The 19,942-nt window shown below is 33.7% G+C and carries 16 protein-coding genes and 1 other annotated feature; all 16 genes read right to left on the reverse strand.

Annotated elements, in window-relative coordinates:
• Positions 1 to 41 precede the first annotated feature (41 nt).
• On the reverse strand, positions 42 to 890 hold the full coding sequence (locus BM120_RS00970; protein WP_091992626.1) for a CvfB family protein: 849 nt from the start codon (positions 888 to 890) through the stop codon (positions 42 to 44).
• A gap of 2 nt (positions 891 to 892) precedes the next feature.
• Positions 893 to 2,089, reverse strand: a complete 1,197-nt coding sequence (locus tag BM120_RS00975) for an NAD(P)-dependent malic enzyme (RefSeq protein ID WP_278335305.1) — start codon at positions 2,087 to 2,089, stop codon at positions 893 to 895.
• 53 nt (positions 2,090 to 2,142) lie between these two features.
• The gene (locus BM120_RS00980; RefSeq protein WP_091992627.1) at positions 2,143 to 2,667 is read right to left on the reverse strand and encodes a Fe-S-containing hydro-lyase; all 525 of its coding nucleotides are present in this window, start codon (positions 2,665 to 2,667) and stop codon (positions 2,143 to 2,145) included.
• A gap of 47 nt (positions 2,668 to 2,714) precedes the next feature.
• On the reverse strand, positions 2,715 to 3,554 hold the full coding sequence (locus BM120_RS00985) for a fumarate hydratase (RefSeq protein WP_091992628.1): 840 nt from the start codon (positions 3,552 to 3,554) through the stop codon (positions 2,715 to 2,717).
• A gap of 155 nt (positions 3,555 to 3,709) precedes the next feature.
• Positions 3,710 to 4,195 (reverse strand): Cys-tRNA(Pro) deacylase, encoded by a 486-nt coding sequence (gene ybaK / locus BM120_RS00990; protein WP_091992629.1) that lies wholly within the window; start codon positions 4,193 to 4,195, stop codon positions 3,710 to 3,712.
• Entirely contained in the window at positions 4,196 to 5,626 is a 1,431-nt protein-coding gene (locus tag BM120_RS00995; protein ID WP_091992630.1) for a DUF3329 domain-containing protein, read from the reverse strand. It lies immediately after the preceding gene.
• Positions 5,627 to 5,692: 66 nt separating this feature from the next.
• Complete coding sequence (locus BM120_RS01000) at positions 5,693 to 6,952, reverse strand: 30S ribosomal protein S1 (RefSeq protein WP_091992631.1); 1,260 nt, start codon at positions 6,950 to 6,952, stop codon at positions 5,693 to 5,695.
• A gap of 181 nt (positions 6,953 to 7,133) precedes the next feature.
• Positions 7,134 to 8,636, reverse strand: a complete 1,503-nt coding sequence (locus BM120_RS01005) for a DUF1846 domain-containing protein (RefSeq protein WP_091992632.1) — start codon at positions 8,634 to 8,636, stop codon at positions 7,134 to 7,136.
• 408 nt (positions 8,637 to 9,044) lie between these two features.
• Positions 9,045 to 9,299, reverse strand: coding sequence for a DUF6483 family protein (locus BM120_RS01015; RefSeq protein ID WP_242941516.1), 255 nt, complete (start codon positions 9,297 to 9,299; stop codon positions 9,045 to 9,047).
• Positions 9,300 to 9,793: 494 nt separating this feature from the next.
• Positions 9,794 to 10,798 (reverse strand): SPFH domain-containing protein, encoded by a 1,005-nt coding sequence (locus tag BM120_RS01020; RefSeq protein ID WP_091992634.1) that lies wholly within the window; start codon positions 10,796 to 10,798, stop codon positions 9,794 to 9,796.
• 18 nt (positions 10,799 to 10,816) lie between these two features.
• Entirely contained in the window at positions 10,817 to 11,278 is a 462-nt protein-coding gene (locus BM120_RS01025; protein WP_091992635.1) for an NfeD family protein, read from the reverse strand.
• A 39-nt stretch (positions 11,279 to 11,317) separates the two neighbouring features.
• Positions 11,318 to 12,862 carry an NAD(P)H-hydrate dehydratase gene (locus tag BM120_RS01030; RefSeq protein ID WP_091992636.1) on the reverse strand — a complete coding sequence of 515 codons (1,545 nt, stop codon included), beginning with the start codon at positions 12,860 to 12,862 and terminating at the stop codon, positions 11,318 to 11,320.
• A gap of 17 nt (positions 12,863 to 12,879) precedes the next feature.
• Complete coding sequence (locus tag BM120_RS01035) at positions 12,880 to 15,447, reverse strand: U32 family peptidase (protein ID WP_091992637.1); 2,568 nt, start codon at positions 15,445 to 15,447, stop codon at positions 12,880 to 12,882.
• A gap of 76 nt (positions 15,448 to 15,523) precedes the next feature.
• A complete protein-coding gene (locus BM120_RS01040) occupies positions 15,524 to 16,099 on the reverse strand; it encodes a cell division protein ZapA (RefSeq protein ID WP_091992638.1) in 576 nt (191 codons plus the stop codon).
• Positions 16,100 to 16,201: 102 nt separating this feature from the next.
• Positions 16,202 to 18,598: a phenylalanine--tRNA ligase subunit beta gene (pheT, locus tag BM120_RS01045; protein ID WP_091992639.1), complete on the reverse strand. Its 2,397-nt coding sequence runs from the start codon at positions 18,596 to 18,598 to the stop codon at positions 16,202 to 16,204.
• A 32-nt stretch (positions 18,599 to 18,630) separates the two neighbouring features.
• Positions 18,631 to 19,662, reverse strand: a complete 1,032-nt coding sequence (pheS, locus tag BM120_RS01050) for a phenylalanine--tRNA ligase subunit alpha (protein ID WP_091992989.1) — start codon at positions 19,660 to 19,662, stop codon at positions 18,631 to 18,633.
• Positions 19,663 to 19,707: 45 nt separating this feature from the next.
• Positions 19,708 to 19,931: a binding site (T-box leader), on the reverse strand.
• Positions 19,932 to 19,942: the final 11 nt, after the last annotated feature.

A 19,942-nucleotide genomic window follows, 5' to 3' on the forward strand; every position in this document is an offset into this window, starting at 1 on the left:
ATATCTCCATCATCCAATGCTCAAGATACGTATATTAGCTTCTATTTTAGCCATGTACCTTGAGCATCTTGCTTTATTAACCCTTTCTTCATCATCACACCAAGAGTTCTCTTAAAGTTTTTCTTACTTGTATTAAACACTATTCTCAATTCTTCAGGATCTGCCTTGTCATTAAATCTCATAAAGCCATCATTACCCTCCATATAGGACAATATTTCCTTTTCCAAGCCCTGCATTTCCTCAATTCTCTCTTTTCTAGCAGAAAGTCCCAATCTTCCATCATCATAAATTTTTATGACTCTCAGATCAGTTAGATAATCTCCCTCTCTAAGAGAAGCATATACCTCCTCTTTTAGGATTATTCCATAAAAATTTGGCTCTATGCATACTAGAGCTGTTCCATTCGTCTGAAATCCGAACACATATCCACTGCACATATCGCCTATTTTCAACAGTCCATTCGCAGCTTCTAAATGAATATCTATATTTGTGGTAGCTGCCAATCTTCCCGTTTTATCCAGATATATATAGAAAGGATAATAGCTATCTACATATAGCGGATACTTTTTCTCTCTAAAAGGTACAAGTATATCCCTATCAAGACCAATATCCACAAAGCTGCCTATTTCAGAATTATCACAGACTCTTAATATTGCAATTTCATCAACAATTGCCTTCGGTTTTTCCTGTGTAGCCACCAATCTCCTTTGAGAATCTCTATAAACAAAAACTTCAACCTCTTCTCCGAGCTTAATTTCTTGCGATTTTGTTATCTTGCTCTTTGGAAGCAATATATCGTCATTTGAATTTTTAGTTTTCCCATCTAAAAAATAACCATATTCTTTTTCTCTTTTCACCTTTAATTTGTTGTATTTGCCAATTTCTATCAATTTTATACCTCAATTTTATTTACTTTCGTATCAACTGCAGCCCTTTTAACTGCATCTGCAACTGCATCTGCAACGCCTGGCTCAAATGCATTTGGCAGTATATATTCTCTACTCAATTTTTCAACTGGTATGAAATTTGCTATGGCTTTTGCCGCAGCCACCTTCATCTCCTCATTTATTTCACTTGCTCTACATTCCAAGGCTCCTTTAAAAACTCCCGGAAATGCAAGTACATTGTTCACTTGATTTGGAAAATCACTTCTACCCGTTCCCAATACAAAAACTCCTGATTCCTTTGCTTCATCAGGCATTATCTCCGGAATCGGATTTGCCATCGCAAAAACAATCGGGTCCTTTGCCATCGTTTTTATCATTTCAGATGTAAGCATCTTTGGTCTAGAAACACCGATAAACACATCCTTTCCTTTTACAGCATCAACCAATGTCCCTGTTTCTTTATTCTTATTAGTATATTTAAGCATCTCTTCTTGCGCCCAATTTATATCTCTGCTGTTTTCCTCCAAAATACCATATTTGTCACACAATACAATATTTTTTACATTCATATCTAGCAGCATTTTGCAAATCGCAATACCCGCTGCTCCAGCACCATTTATTACTATTTCAAGCTCTTCAATTTTTTTGTTACCCAACAATCTTATCGAATTTAGAATACCGGCCGTAACAATGATTGCTGTACCATGTTGATCATCGTGAAAAACAGGTATATTAAGCTCTTGTTTCAATCTTCGTTCAATCTCGAAGCATCTTGGCGCTGATATGTCCTCCAGATTTATCCCTCCAAAAACTGGCTCAATCAATTTAACAGCATTGACAATTTCATCTACATCTTGCGTTTTCAAACAAACAGGAAATGAATCCACGCCCGCAAATTCCTTAAACAATATCGCCTTCCCCTCCATGACGGGTATAGAAGCCTCAGCACCGATATTCCCAAGTCCCAAAACAGCAGATCCATCACTTACCACAGCCACAAGATTTCCTTTGGAAGTATATTTATACACAGCTTCAACATTTTTATTGATTTCTATACAAGGCTGGGCAACGCCCGGAGTGTATGCTATTGAAAGATCATCTTTGTTTTCGACCTTTACCTTACTGACAACCTCGATTTTGCCCCTTTTATTCATATGCATCTTCAATGCCTCTTTTGAATAGTTAATATTATTTTCTGACATATCTAAGTTCCTTTCATTACTTTGAAAAATACGAAATAGTTTTTTATCAATCTCTAGTGTTCATACAAATTATTGCCCTCAGTATCAATACATACAGTCAAAATCATATTTTCAACCTCTATTTTTCTTATAGCCTCAGGCCCCAAATCCTCGTACGCTACAATTTCACTGCTCTTAATTGAGCTCGAAATGTACGCACCTGCTCCACCAATTGCAACTAGATAAACTGCACCATATCTATTCATACCAAAAATAACTTCATCACTTCTCTTGCCTTTCCCAATCATTATTCTCAGACCTTTTTCCAAAAGTGGTATCGTCAAATCATCCATCCTATAGCTCGTGGTCGGTCCTGCAGCACCAATAATCTCCCCCGGCTTTGTCGGGGATGGACCAACGTAATATATCCCCTGATCCTTAACATCAAACGGAAGCTCTTCCTTAAGCTTAATTGACTCGCACAATCTTTTATGAGCTGCGTCTCTTGCAGTATACAAAACTCCACTGATTCTGACAATATCTCCAGCTTTCAAATTTCTAATTTCTTCCTCTGAAAATGGCGAATTTAACTCGATCATTTCTTTTCTCCTCGTGTAAAACATTTATAGTATTATACTGTATTTTTCTACAACACAATTTTTTTGTGCCTGGATGAATGACAATTAATATTTACAACTACTGGCAAACCAGCAATATGAGTCGGAAAGGTCTCAATATTGACAGCCAGAGCAGTAGTATTTCCTCCTAATCCCTGTGGACCTATCCCAAGTGAATTTATTTTTTCTAGCATTTCAATTTCTAAATTCTTAATTTCATTTTCCGAATTGTGCTTTCCTATTTCTCTAAAAAGTGCTTTTTTAGCAATAACTGAGCATTTGTCTACCGTCCCACCAATTCCAACACCTACAACAATCGGCGGACATGGATTTGGTCCAGCATCCCTTACCGTATCAAGAATGAATTGCTTTATTCCTTCAATTCCATCAGATGGCTTTAACATTTTTAGCTTGCTCATATTTTCGCTTCCAAATCCTTTGGCTGCAAGCTCAATTTCCAAGCAATCTCCATCAACTATATCATAATGAATTATCGCAGGAGTATTGTCTCCAGTATTAATTCTATCTATAGGTGATACCACAGATTTCCTTAAATACCCTTCAGTATATCCCCTTCTAACTCCTTCATTTATAGCTGAAGAAATGTTTTTTCCCTTTATATGTAAATCCTGCCCAACCCTTACAAAAAATACTGCCACACCAGTATCTTGGCAAAGAGGAATCCTCTTATTTTTAGCAATTTCGGCATTTTCAATCAGTATGTCTAAAATATTTATTGCCACAGCATTTTCTTCCCTGGATTTATTATGCTCAAGAGACTTTAAAACACTGTCATCAAGATTTATACATACATCTATGCACATATTTCTAACGGCTTCCTCAATAAGTCTAGAATCTATCTCTCTCAAAACTACACCTTCTTTTATTAATATCTAATTATCATAATATATTGAATATGTTCAATATTATTATGTTTTATATATTCAATATATTTAATGTTTTTATTATATTTAACATTTTTATTGTGCTTATTATCCTGCTACATCAAAATCAATCAAATATTCTACCGTACTACAATATCTGATAGGCTTGCTCCTGTTAGCTTTATTAAGTCCTCGACGCTCAATTCAACCTGATATCCAAGCTTGCCAGCACTGACGATAATTTTATCGATATTGCTTGCGCTCTCATCAATAAATGTTCTATACTGTTTTTTCATACCAATAGGTGAGCATCCACCTCTAATATAGCCAGTAACCTTGTTGATATCCTTGACATGAATCATCTCGATGTTTTTTTCATTACAAGACTTCGATGCTTTTTTTAAATCCAGATTTTCAGCAACTGGAATAACAAACACATAAAAGCTTTTGCTATGACCTTGTGCCACCAAAGTCTTGTAAACAATACTGCAATCCTTTCCGATATGATTTGCCACAGATATACCATCAATATGGCAATCTATCACCGGATATACATATTGGTTATATTTTATTTTGATGCTATCCAATATTCTCATCACATTTGTCTTAGCTATTTTTTTAGACATTTACTTATTCCTCTCTTGATTTTGCAAAATAACTGATTTCACACCATAATACCTAGAAATCGCATAATTAATCCAATCATCTTTATCGTATTTTGCATCCTCCAGCCCATACGCTGCAACATATTTGTTTTCAGTGATAACTGGTGGAATTTCGATATTTTCGACCTTACCAAAAGTTTTACTATCTATTATTATCATTTCCCTTGCAGAATATTTCCTAAAATATTCTTTATTTGCAATCATTGCATCTGGCACTGTATCATAGAACATATATCCCAAAAACAACAACATGCACAAAATAACGCCACTGCAGACTCTCACATTCACTCTTCCAATAACTGATAAGCTCATAACTATTGATATAATCAATAAATAAACGGTGCTAATTCCCGCTCTCAACGGAAATGTAGGCGACAACAGCATAGAATAGTATGATACCAAAGCTCCAACAATAAATGCTTCCGATTCAAAATTTTTATACAGATAGAAAATTCTAGATATTATTGCAGCAACTATTGCTATTAATAGTAAAACAAAAAAATACTCTACAAATTTCTCATTCATACCCGCCATTCTGTCTGATATTTTTTCAAAAAAAGTTCCACCCTTTTCGAAATAAGTCGCCCTTATAAAGTTTCCCGGAGCGGTTAACATAACGGCAAATCCTGTTATCATGCTGATCAACATCATTACAATAAAAAGTATTCCGTCAGCTTTATGCTTTTTCATGACAAGCATATAATAAAATATCAATACTATAATAGCTGGAACAGAGTTTTCATTGGTCCATCCAGAAAAGAAGGATAGAAGAATAAAAATCAGCGTCATTATTACATTATTGAGCGGAACCTTAAGAATGGCAGTTCTTCTTACTACAAATAAAATTGTCAAAATTATTACGTTAGTCCAAAGATAATTGGCAGATCCAATCACCCATAAAAAATTTTGTCCGAAAACAGGTGTAAAATACCATAATGATAGAAAAATAAACAAAATATACAAAGCTTTGTATCCTTTTCTCCCATATTTATTCCTTTGAATCAGTCTCTTGTAATTTTTCTGCTCAATATTAATGCCAAAATAATCGTGTAATTTCGAATAATTATATATAATGTAAATAAACAAACAAAAAACTAGTGAGTTTAATACATTGATCAAGTATTTATCCATCATTAAAACTACCCCAGCAATGGTATGAGCCACCGTTCTTCCATTCGTATTGTTGTATCTGTATTGCTGATTCGCAAAAACCTCCATTATAGAATTAACTCTATACGAATCTTGAGTGAACATATTATTAAAATCATCAGCTACATATGGAGTATAGGAATTAAGGGTAAGCATAAAAAAGAATATCACTAAAAACACAAATATCATAGAAAAATTAATTTTTTCAAATGCAAAGCTATTTTTTTTATACTCTCTTCTCATCTCATTTTTCCTTTTTAATATTTTAAAAGAGGGCTGACACAGCCCTCATTTGTATGTAAACTAAATTTATTCTTCTATTGAAGATTCACTTTTTTCCTTTAAAACATCACCTATATTACCGATAGTGTCATCTCCAACGGACATATACTGAGATAAATCTTCTTCTGGTTCTCTAGTTAATTCTCTGATTGAAAGCATCATTCTCTTAGTTTCTGGATTAAACTTGATTATAGCTGCCTTTATTCTGTCTCCAATATTAACTACATCTTCAACTTTATTTATTCTAGCTTCACTCAATTCACCAATTGGTAAATAAGCTTCTATTCCTGGTTTAACTTCAACGAAAGCACCCTTATCTATGATTCTTAAAACCTCAGCCTCAACTACTGAATATAATTGCACTTCATCAGCTATCAGCTTCCACGGATCCTTATTTGGATCTTTTAATGCCAAAGCAATTCTCTTTGTTTCTGGATCAATACTCTGAATGAATACATCAACCTGATCATCAACACTTAATACAGATTCAACAGACTCTATTCTATCCCAAGAAATATTATTTATATGAGCAAGACCTTCAATTCCTCCAAGGTCAATAAATGCACCATAAGGCATAATATTTGTAACCCTACCACTTCTCTTTTCACCAACAACAAGTGATTCAAACAATGCTTCTCTTTCAGCCTTTGCTTGTTCTCTTTCGGCTTTAATTCTAGCTCTTTCTGCTTCTCTTTCAGCCTTTATCTGCTCTCTTTTTTCTTTTCTTTCCTTATCAAGAATTTCCTGAGCAACTTCTCTGTGAGACACAATTATTCTGTTCTTTCTTGGATTTACTTCCTTTACATAGCAGTCTAAATCCTGACCAACATATACACTTGTATCCTTTACAAATTTAGTATCGATCTGAGAAATAGGCATAAACATTGTGTATGATTTATACTTAACATACAATCCTCTATCCAATGCCTTGAATGAATGAACATTTATTATTGTTCTGTTTTCCATTGCATCAATTAATTCCTTTAAATCTGCCTGTTGTTCTAGTTTTAATTTAGAAATTTTGATAGTGGCATCTTTGTAACTAATATTAGTTATGATTCCAGTCACCTCATCATCTATTTTATATACATCAGAAATAACTTGACCTTTCTCCAAATTAAGTTCACTTGCTGGTATTACACCATCAAAACCAACTTCAAGCTTTAAAATAAGCTCATCCTTGCTTATCTGCTCAATCTTTCCAGTGATTTCTTCACCAACATTAATTTTACTTAACTCTTTTTCCTGCATGTCAAGTAATTCTTGCATAGTAAAATTGTTTTCCATTATAATAACATCCTTTCGTCGCATAATATCCATATATACTATTATAACACATAGTTCTGCAATATACATAAAAATTCTAATATTTTTAAATAAATTTTTAATTATAGTATATAAGATTCTGAATTAGAATTAAGAAAGGAAATTTTCAACAAAAGTTAATTTTATTTATTCAAAATTATTTCTATCCTTCGTAAAGATTTGTTGACTGAAACTCTGGTTCACAGGTAACATCTATTCCAAGCTTCCTAAATACTTGTTCATCATTTTTTGAAAGTATCACCGTAGAATGCGCTTGACATCCCTTTATCCCCTCTAATCTTCTCAATGCATATTGTGCCAAAGGATTTGTTACAGCACTTATACTCAATGCCATCAAGACCTCTTCAGCGTTCAAAGCAATATTTCTACTATTCAATATATTTCGCTTTAAATTTATAATTGGCTCTAAAACAACCGGAGAGATTAGATGAATATCATCCTGAATTTCTGCCAATTCCTTGATAGCATTAAGTATTACCGCTGCAGATCCATTCATTAATTCAGAAAATTTCCCAGTAATTATTTTCCCATTTTCCAATTCTAACGCTACTGCATTTTTTTCACAAAGAACACAATTTGGAGCCTTATCTTCACCATAACTTCTAGCAATAGTTACAACCTTTCTATCTTCAGGCTTTAGCTCCAACTCTTCCATTATCAATTTTATTCTTGAAACAGCGTCCTTATCCAAAGTACCCTTTTTATATTCGCATAATGTTTTGAAATACCTTCTAATAATTTCTTGATATGAAGCATATCTAACAACATCGTCATCAATTATTCCAAAACCAACTCTGTTAACTCCCATATCTGTAGGAGACTGGAACATGCTTTCTTTATTTGTAATCTTTTCAATTATTTTCTTTAAAACTGGAAATAGCTCTATATCTCTATTATAATTTACAGTTGTCTCACCATATTTTTCTAAATGGAACGAGTCTATCATATTTACATCTTTCAAATCCACAGTAGCAGCCTCATAAGCAATATTAACCGGATGCTTTAGTGGCAAATTCCAAACTGGAAATGTTTCATATTTAGAATATCCAGCAGTTTTTCCTAATCTGCTTTCATGATAGAGCTGACTAAGACAAGTCCCCAGCTTTCCACTATTTGGACCTGGAGCCGTTACTACAACGATTGGCTTCTTTGTTTCTATATATGGATTTGACCCAAATCCATCCTCACTCACGATTGTATCTACATCAGTTGGGTATCCCTTTGTCGATCTATGTCTATAGACTTTTATTCCACGCCTTTCCAGCTTGTTGATAAAAATTGTAGCAGCAGGTTGATCTTCATATCTCGTTATAACCACAGAGTTTACATCTAAATTGTATCCTCTTAGGTCATCAATCAATCTCATAACCTCCATATCATACGTTATTCCTAAGTCACCACGAACCTTATTTCGCTCAATGTCACCTGCATATACACAAATTACAACTTCAACCTTTTCCTTAATATGACTCAGAACTTTTATCTTGGCATTCTCATCAAATCCTGGTAATACTCTTTTTGCATGCAAATCGCCAATCAATTTTCCTCCAAATTCTATGTACAATTTATCAAAGTTATTTACCCTTTCAAGTATATACTTAGATTGCTCCTCAAGATATTTGTTGTGATCAAAACCAATTCTCATAATTCTACTCTCCTACATTAATATTTTTTCAGTATTTTTTCAAAAAAACATTGACACAATATTAATAGTGTGATATCATTGAGTTCCATCATAAAATCAATATATCATATTAACATGCAGTAGAATATCTACTGTGTGTTTTTTTGTAAAAATTACTAAGTATTTATTATAATATTTTTTAGGGAAAACTTCAATAGCTTTTTTATCGTTTTTTAATTCTAAATTTTTAACTGTTGACAGATATGCTACATTATCAATAATAAAATTTTTAACTATAAATATATATACCACTATCAAAATAAAAGCCTTATGTTCTATTTTCGATATCTGCCCTTAGTTTTTAATTTCAACATTAAAAAAGAAACAGTACGTACTCAAACACAACTGTTTCATTCTTATTAATATTATCTACAATGTTAGTATTTTTGCCTTAAATATTTTTCTAATCTCTTCTAACCAAGCATTTATCTCAGCTCTAGAAAAATCATTCGTCTTCAATTCTTCATCACTCATATCCATCAGCATTGTATAAAACTCGCCCGCTATAAACATTACATTAATATCTTTATTTTTTTCTATATATGAAAACAACGTGTCTTCAGCCTTATTTATATTCCCCTCTATAACAAGTCTTTTTATATCAATCAACAAAAATTCTTCCATTGTGTTGTAAAGAATATCAAAATTTTTTAGCTCGCTATATTTTTCCCTAGAAGCTCCTTAAATACTCTTTCTCTATTTTCATTTCTAATCCTATCCACTAATCCCATATTATACCTCCAAATGAAAACGGAATTTTTTCAATTTTATTTATACTCTTATAAATTTCTATCATGAACTTATTATGATATTATTTTCTATATTCTAACATATATTTTATCATAAAAAAAGATGCATGGACATTTATACTGTTCATTTTTTATTTCTCAAGTATAAAAATATTTTAATTTTGACTTTGTCAACATTATTTTACAAAGAAGTAAAATTTAAAAAGACACCGACCACATATATTATAATTCATACGAAGCCAGTGTCTTTAATTATTTAATCATTATTTAACTTATCTGCATATAAATATGCTTCTATATTAACAAATTACTTAGAATAAAGTATATTTTAAATTGCCTAGAATATAGCAAATTTTATATTTATCTATACTACTTCGTTTCATTCATCTCTTTTGAATCTGACAAAACTTCCTTTATTCCTTTGAAAGTTCCTAGGAAATTTACTGCTTCAGATGGCAAAACAAGCTTTGATGATTCGCTTTCACCAAGCTTTACCAACGCTTCCATTGACTTAAGAGCCAAGATGTTGTCATCCACATCTGATTCCTTCATAGCGGCAAATACCTTTCTCAAGCCATCTGCATTTGCTTCCTGAGTCTGCCTAATAACGACAGCTTCACCCTCTGCTCTAGCTTCAAATGTCTGTCTAATAGCTTCAGCTTCACCTTCTGCCTGTAGAATTTTAGACTGTTTTTCACCCTCTGCTTCTCTTATCATAGCTTCCTTTTTAGCCTCTGCCTTCAATATTGCCGATTGCTTTTCACCCTCTGCAATAAGAATCTTTGACTGCTTTTCACCTTCTGCCTGTAAGATAGCTTCACGTCTTTCTCTTTCGGCTCTCATCTGTTTTTCCATAGCAGCCTGTATATCTCTAGGTGGCATTATATTTTTTAATTCCACTCTGTTTACCTTTATTCCCCAAATATCAGTCGCTTCATCAAGTATCGTTCTCATACGAGTATTGATAAGATCTCTAGATGTCAAAGTTTCATCCAAATCAAGATCTCCTATGATATTTCTCAAAGTAGTCGCAGTCAAGTTTTCGATAGCTGAGATTGGATTTGCAATTTCAAATACATAGCTTTTTGGATCAGTAACCTTGTAATACACAACTGTATCTATCTGCATTGTTACGTTATCCTTTGTAATAACCGGCTGCGGTGGAAAATCTACTACCATTTCTCTCAAATCGATCATATAAGACATGGCATCGATAAATGGAACTAATATATGAATTCCTGTCTTAGCTTCCTTGTGAAATTTACCAAGTCTCATTACAATACCCATTCTAGCCTGCTTCACTATTCTGATGCATCTAATAGCTACTATAACTACAATAGCTATCAGAACCGTCGTAAAAATTTTTCCAAACATTTTTAAATATCCCCCTTATTATTTTTTCACTTTTTCAACCACTAATTTTACACCTTCAATAGATTTGACAACAATTTCTTCACCCTTGTCTATAGTTTCATACGGATCGACTGCTACTGCAGTCCATTCTTCTCCCTTTACCTTCGCCAAACCACTTTCTTCAGGAGTTATCTTTTTAATAATAAATCCTCTTTTATCGATAAAGGCCTCCGTATTTGTCTCTGTTGTAGACCAGAATTTATTGTTCTTATCTATGTTCAATTTAATGAGCTTTCTTGTAAAAACAAAAAGCAACACTACTGAAATCAAAATAAAAACTAAAATCTGAATGAATACATTGTCCGTCAAAAATGCAGTACCCATGGCGAAAATCGCTCCAACTGAAAACCATATCATGGTCAGACCAAGTGTCATGACCTCTGCAATACCAAAGACGATGGCAACTATTAGCCATATAATTTTAATACTAATTCCAAACAATGTCAAAACCTCCTCACATAATTTAGGCTTACTTGTTTCTTAATTCTTATTATACAATATTTTCATAATATTGGGTATAATTTTTATCAGCTTTGTTGCATTAACAGTGTTATTCTCCTCAAAAACTATATCTCCACAAAGTCCATGCAAGTAAACACCAATGCAGGCAGCAGTAAAATTATCGTAACCCTGTCCACATAATGATAAAATTATTCCAGTCAGTGCATCGCCCATTCCGCCGTTAGCCATTCCAGGATTTCCAGTTGTATTAACCATTACTTTATCACCATCTGTAACAATGGTATTTTTCCCCTTTAATACCAAAACAACGCCATGCTCTTTCGCAAAATTCTTTGATATCGCCATCCTGTCTGATTCAATATCTTCCACACTCAAATTTACCATTTGAGAAAATTCTCCTATATGTGGAGTAAATATCGTGTTGCTCTTTTTATGTAGCCAATTGAAATCTATCATTTTCAGCCCATCTGCATCTATAACTTTAGGCTTATCATATTTGTCAATTAAAAAATCCAATAGCTTTTGCTTATGCTCCGTAATACCTACACCTGGTCCAAATGCGATGGCATCAGATTTTTCTAGCAAAGAGCTTACTTTTTCCCATTCATTTATATTACAAGTCATTTCTTCATCTAGTTTTTCTGACATAATAGCTTGAATGTTTTCGTCACATATTAATGTAGTCAGCCCCGATCCCGTTCTTGAGCAAGCTCTAGCTGATATAAATCCAGCACCTGTAAATCCTGTACTCCCAGCAAATACACATACCTTTCCCATATCACCTTTATGGACATAGCTATCTATGCTTTTTAAATTAGCGTGTATATATTTTCGATCTATAAATTCTGCATACTCTCCTCTATCAAATACTGCATTTTCAGGAACTCCTATTTTTTCGACAAATATCTCACCTGTATATTTTTCTGCTCCATATCTCAAAAATCCTTTTTTAAAAAACTCAAAGGTGACTGTAAAGTCTGAAACTATTGAAACCCCCATTATGCTTCCATTTGTTGAATTTAGTCCAGATGGGCAATCGATCGATACTAGTCTTAGTTTATTCGAATACATATCTCTGGCTTCGTTAACGCTTGATATTGCTGTTCTAAGATATCCATCTATTTCTCTATTCAATCCAACACCAAACACACAATCTATCAACAAATCCTTATCCTTTGATATCTCTATTATTTTATTATTTAACTCAAAAATATTTTCTTCAGTCAAAAATTCAAGGTAAATATCCATATTAGATATTATCTCGAGATTAGTTCTTGTAGCTGGTGACATTTTTTTGATATCGCCGAACACGATAACGTCAACATCTGCTCCCATATTCTTAAAATGCCTTGCCATCGCAAACCCATCTCCACCATTATTCCCAGCTCCACAAAAGAACAATAATCTCTCAAAACTTAGTTTACCATCTTCTGACAACCACTTAATCCTATCTACAGCTGATTTTGCTGCATTTTCCATAAGTATTATCTCTGGAATGCCCATATTTTCAATACAGTACCTATCAATATTTTTCGTAATTTCTCCATCACATATTAAAGTCATTACATCACCCCCGAAAGCTAATCAATTTCTTTAAACAAATGTCCTGTCGTAAACACTTCATCAATATTACTACTACCACAATATTTACAAGCTGTTTTTTTGTCTTTATCATTACTATTTACATTATATTCTAAATTGTTGATTTTTTTTACCATTCTTTCAAAATTTGATATTATTTTTTCTATTTCACTACTCACCTCAAAATGCAGTGCAATTTCAAATGAATCTACACCATAATAATACAATTCATCTAAATACTCACATAAATTCACTACTGAATCAGAAAAAATTGTAGTCCTACAGCTTTTGTCTTGTGATAGTCTATACCTAGAATTATCTGATGCTTCAAGATAATATACAGCTTTTTTGCAATATGCATCCCTCTTATTTCTTTTACAATCCTTTGTCAAAACTCCCATTGGACAGTACTCACTTATCATCATTTCAGTTCTTCCATAAACCACGTACTCTATATTTTGATACCTTGGTAAATTCATATCCTTAATTTGCTTTAAGGATACTTCCTGAGACAAGCATATATTTCCCACTTTTTGTGAGCGGTAATAATTTATCGACTCTGAATTTGTCACGTTCATCCACGATGATATATCTATATCTTCATTTTTATATCCAATACTCTTCAGCTGTAATAATTCACCATAATTTGATATTCTAAATCCACAGAATACTCCTCGTTCTGAATATGATTTCAAAGCATCATACATTTCATATATTTTTTTATATATATGAGCTTCCCCCGTTCTAATTATCCTTGGCAAGTATAGAGAAATATTTTTACCATGCTTAAATGCTATTTCAAGAGCATCCTCAAAAGAATCTATGTCATTATAGTATATTTTATCAACACCAAAAGCACATATAACCTCTAATTGCTCCAAATTACCACAGCTGACATTTAATTTTGCCCTTTGAAAATATATATCATTGTCCATTACAGTTATTTCATCATGCTTTTCAATATTGCTATATAAGTATTTTTTTTCTCTGTTTTTTTCCTCTAGTACATATAAGTTCAGCTTATCATAGTTATGTTTTCTAAACCTAACCTTTGCTCTGACATCGCATAACTCTTCGACAGCTTTTCGTCTAATATTGTTGATCTCACTGACAGGCAGGCTTATATTCTCTCCTAATGTAACCTGAATTTCATCAATAACAAATGGTGTATCTCCAAGCTTTGAAATCTGAGCTTTAATTTTTTCCTTAGTTAAAGGCACCTTTTGGGCTTTTTCTACCAATTTTTGACCTTTAACGCTCACACAATTCCCATTTGTGTCCTGAAGAATCAACATCCCTTGATCTCCGTATTCGGCTAAAAAATTGGCACTTATTGGAATTTTTATCTGTTCCTTGTTTGTTTCGTATGTATTTTTCACTTTTTCTAGCAATCTTCCATCGCTAGTTTTATATATATCCGTACCCTTTTCAATACTTCCTATATAATCTATTTCAATCGTTTCTCCAGACTCACCAAGGTCGTATATAGATCCTCTTTTTATTATTCTACCTATTGTTCCTCCACCTATGTTTATTCCATCGCCTTTTCGGAGTATTTTCTCAAGCTTAATCCCAAGCTTTTTCGACTTTTTATTGTATGACACCACTTTTCCAATATATAGACCTCTATTGTTCGGCTTTTCGGGATTCATCACAGCTTTTCCAACTTCTCCCAAAATGTAGCCCTTTGTAAATTTTCTGTTGAATATCGTATATAGGTCATCTATCCTTTCCTGATCAATCCTGCTATTTCCATTTTCCATATAATCGACTATTGCATCTCTATACGCACCTACAACTGTCGCCACATATTCCGGACGCTTCATCCTTCCCTCTATTTTGAGTGATAATACTCCTGAATCTATTATTTGGGAAATATTTTCAATAGAATTCAAATCTCTCGGACTTAGTAGATATTCACCGTCAGTTTCCACATACTCGTTGCTTTCATCATTAAATAGCCTATATTTTTGTCTACAGGGCTGAGCACATCTCCCTCTATTACCGGACCTGCTTCCCAATTCTGAACTCATCAGACATTGTCCTGAATAGCATACACATAATGCACCATGTACAAACACTTCTATATCGGCACTTGTATTATCGCAAATAGTTTTTATTTCATCAATATTTAATTCTCTAGCCAACACCACTCTACTGAAACCAATTTCTTCTAGATATTTTACATCGTTTAAAGAATGAGCTGCCATTTGAGTACTTGCATGTAGCTCAAAATCTGGTAATAATCTCTTTATCAACGTCGCCATGCCTATATCTTGTAATATCAGCGCGTCCACCATTATTTCATGTAAAAATCTAATATATTCAATAAAATCAACCTTTTCATTTTCCTTTATTATGGTATTTACCGTAACAAACACCTTGCAGCCTCTAATATGTGCGTACTTTACTGCCAATACAAGCTCTTCCCTATCAAAATTATTTGCACTCGCTCTTGCACTAAATTCTTTTCCGCCCAAATACACTGCATTAGCACCATTTTGGATAGCAGCCTTCAATGATTCAAAGCCTCCAACTGGAGCCAATAATTCCAAATTACTATTCATTATTCCTCTCAAATTACATCGCCTTTCGCTATATATGATAAAAAAGGACCACATATTTTGCAGTCCATTTTAATCTCTATTTAATGCTCTTTTTTAATTCCTCATAGTTCAATTGAATGTTATATGCTTTATTTTGGAACTCTGTAGCCATGCTTTCTGCCACAGCCACTTTATTTTCCATCTCTTTGATATATAATTCTAGTGACCTTATCTTCTTTTCATAGTCTTCATCCACAACAACAGGAGCATTAGCAGAATTATTTCTGATAATTTCATCCTTTCTGCTCAACTCATGTTCCAAAACAATTACTTTTTTGCCAAGCTCTTCAGCATTCTTTTCAGCCTCTTCCAATTTGCTCAATACCGAATCAAACTCTTTTTCAACATCAATTGTCTTTGAAGAATAATTTTCAGTTATTTCTTCAATCTCTCTTTTCAATCTCTCAACTTCCAAGCTACTGTCAAAAAGCTTGTCCGCAATATTTACAGATGTCAATATCGCAGCACTGATTTTACTAAGTGATGGTGCTGATTTACTAATCTGCTTTAACTCTCCGTCAATGAACTTTGCAACCTTTACAATTTCGGCTTCATTTTTTTCTCCTGTAATATGATACTCAATACCATCAATAGTTACACTAACCTTATTCATTAATTCAATACACCACCCTTCAATAAACATTTCCTGTACCTTATTATATCAAACATTTCTGATATAATAAAGTACAATAAGAAAAATGTTTATATTTAATATTTACTGTTCTCTAAGCTTCGCACCCAATTTATTTTCAAGCTCTGTAAGAATTTTTTCGTGCACTGGAGCAACATCAATATCTGTAAGTGTTTTTTCCAGACTTCTATATACTATAGAGTAGGCTATTGACTTATATCCCTTACCTATCTGCTCACCTCTGTAAACATCGAATAGCTTACAAGTTTCCACAATACCTTGTCCGTTTGACATAATTATTTCATCTATATCACCAGCTTCAACATCAGATTTAACTAATAGAGCTATATCTCTTGTCACTGCTGGGAATTTTGGAAGTGGTTTAAATACAATCGTATTATCAGCTAAGCTATACACTGTATCTATATCTATCTCGGCAACATAAACTCTCTTGTTTATACCATAGTTGTTAAGAACTTCTGGATGAATTTCACCCAATGTTGCTATCTTTTTATCACCAACTACTATATTTGCACATCTACCTGGATGGAAAGTAGTATTTGCAGATTCTAAAATATATTTTTGACCTTTCAATCCATTTCTTTCGAATATCTTTTCAACAACACCCTTCAAAGTGAAGAAATCTACTTTTTTGCCATACATACCTATACAAAGTCTTGTTTCCTCAACACCAGCCATTTCCTCGGGCGTAAATACGTGTCCGCTTTCGAATAGCCCTACCTCATCTATATTTCTAGAGGAGTTCGTGTATATAACATCAAGCATATTTGGAATCAGGGTGCTTCTCATTATAGAGGTATCTTCTCCCAATGGGTTTAATAGCTTTACGACATTTCTAAGTCTTGAGTCCTGAGGAACTCTTATCTTGTCAAGCCCTCTTGGACTCACAAATGAATAAGTCAATGATTCATATAGCCCACAGGATATAGCCGCACTCTTTACTCCATCTAAGAATTTTTGTTTATCTGTTCTAACACCTGCTGTAGTATTCCCTTGTAGCTGTATGGATGGCAAATTTTCAAATCCGTATATTCTCGCAATTTCTTCAAAAATATCAGCTTCCTGTTCGATATCCAATCTAAAATATGGCACCTCTAAATGCAATTCATCTTCAGATTTTAAATCACAAACAAATTCCAAGCTTCTAAGAATATCGCAAAATTCATCCATTGATAATTCAATTCCCAGTCTAGCATTTATTCTCCTCGGACTGACTGTAATAGTCTGTTTTTTAGCCTCATTAGTTCTATTGTCGACTACACCCTTCATAACCTTACCTGCACCAAGCAGCTCTATTAATTGTGCAGCTCTCTCAAGTGCCATCTCAGCAGTAGTCTGTGCAATTGGTTTTTCAAATCTTGAAGAAGCTTCTGTTCTAAGCCCTAGCTTCTTTGATGTTTTTCTGATATTTTCTGGATTGAATAATGCTGATTCCAGCATTATTTCAGTTGTATCATCTTTGATTTCCGATTCTTCTCCGCCCATTACACCTGCAACGCCTAGATATTTTGCACCATTTGTTATCATTAGCGTATCTGCATCGAGCTTTCTCTCCTGACCATCAAGTGTTACGAACATATCGCCCTCATTGGCATTCTTCACAACGATTTTATTATTTCCAATTTCTCTCATGTCGAATGCATGCATTGGTTGTCCTGTTTCAAGCATAACATAGTTCGTTATATCAACAATGTTATTTATCGGTCTTACACCCGATTCTACCAATCTTCTCTGCATCCAGTATGGAGATTTTTCAATAACTACATCTGTTACTCTTCTGGCAAGGTATCCACTACATAATTCAGGATTTTCTATACTGACTTCAACATCTATATTTTTTTCAGATTCTTCTTTAACACTTATTTCTGGATATTTTATCTTTTCATTTAAAGTGACGGCAGCTTCTCTAGCTATCCCCAGCATACACTTGCAATCAGGTCTATTTGAGGTCAATTCAAAATCTATTACAGCATCATTTAGTCCCAATACAGCCTTGATATCTTTTCCGACTTCATAGCTATCCTCCATATCGAGAATATATATACCATTTTTCTTATAATCTTCAATATATTTTTCATCTATTCCAAGCTCCTTAGCCGAACAAAGCATTCCGTTTGAATCAATACCTCTCAGCTTACCGCTTTTAATCGTTATTCCACCTGGAAGTATTGCTCCATCCAATGCAACTGGTATGTAATCATTCTCTTTTACATTTTTCGCCCCAGTTACAATTTGAACTAGATTCTCAGCACCCACATCTACTTTGGTTATAACCAGCTTATCGGCATCTGGATGCTTTTCAATCCTCATTATCTTACCTACTACTACATTCGATATTTCTTCACCATAATATTCAACAGTTTCTGTTTTTGTACCTGTCATTGTCATTTTGTCACCAAATGTTTTGGCATCTAAATTTATATCAACATATTCTTTTAACCATTTTAAAGAAACTAACATATTTTTCCTCCCAATATAAATTCATTATGAAACTAAAATTGTTCCAAAAATCTAACATCATTTTCAAACATCAATCTTATATCGTCAATTCCATATTTAAGCATTCCCAATCTTTCAACACCCATACCGGCAGCAAAGCCACTGTATTCATCAGGATCTATACCACAATTTCTCAATACATTAGGATGAACCATACCAGCACCTAGTATTTCTATCCAGCCTTCTCCCTTACATACAGAACAGCCTTTACCACCACACTTAAAGCAAGAAACGTCAATTTCTGCACTCGGCTCTGTAAACGGGAAGTTGTGTGGTCTGAATTTCGTCTTTGTTTCAGGACCAAATAGCTTCCTTACAAAGGTTTCCATTGTACCCTTAAATTCCGCAAAGGTTATATCCTTTCCTACTACCAATACTTCAATCTGATGGAACATAGGTGAGTGTGTCGCATCTGGACTATCACTTCTGAAGCATCGTCCTGGAACTATTATCTTCAGAGGAAGGTCACCTGTCTTAACAGCCGCCTCCATAGTTCTTATCTGAACAGGTGAAGTCTGTGTTCTCAATAATATATCTTCTGTAATGTAGAATGTATCAGACATATCTCTAGATGGATGATCCTTTGGTGCATTAAGTGCATCGAAGTTATTTCTAACTGTTTCAATTTCAGGTCCTTCTGCTATTGAGAATCCCATACCCATAAATATTTCTGTAACTTCATCTATCATTCTGCTTATGATATGCTTCTTACCAATTTTATACTCAGTACCTGGCATCGTAACATCAATAGTTTCAGCTTCTAATTTCTTATCCAAAATAACCTGCTTAACTGCTTCCTTTTTTTCATTTATGGCAGTAGTTATCATTTCTCTGACTTCATTTCCAAGCTTTCCTATAATCGGTCTTTCTTCGTTTGAAAGCCTACCCATATCCTTCAATATTTTTGTCAGATCTCCCTTTTTACCAAGATACTCTACTCTCAATTTTTCAATTTCGTCTAAATTAACCGCTGACGCTATCTTTTCTTCAGCTTCTTTTTTCAATTGTTTTAATTTTTCCTGCATACCAATCTTCCTTTCTCTATACAAATAAAAAAGACCCTTTCCATCCATAGGGACGAAAAAGGTCTGAAATCGCGGTACCACCCTAATAGTCTGCACAAATAAATTGCAAACCACCTCAAAAGTTTAACGCACATCACGTCTTTATCTACTACTATTTCAATAAAGCTGCTCCAGAGTGAACTTCCCAACACACAGTAAAAAGTTTTTCACCAACCAACTTCTCTCTAAATCACACGTATTTTGGTACTTTTCTCCTTCATAGCATTTAGTATTAAATATT

The organism is Peptostreptococcus sp. D1, assembly GCF_900112955.1.
Classification (GTDB): domain Bacteria; phylum Bacillota; class Clostridia; order Peptostreptococcales; family Peptostreptococcaceae; genus Peptostreptococcus.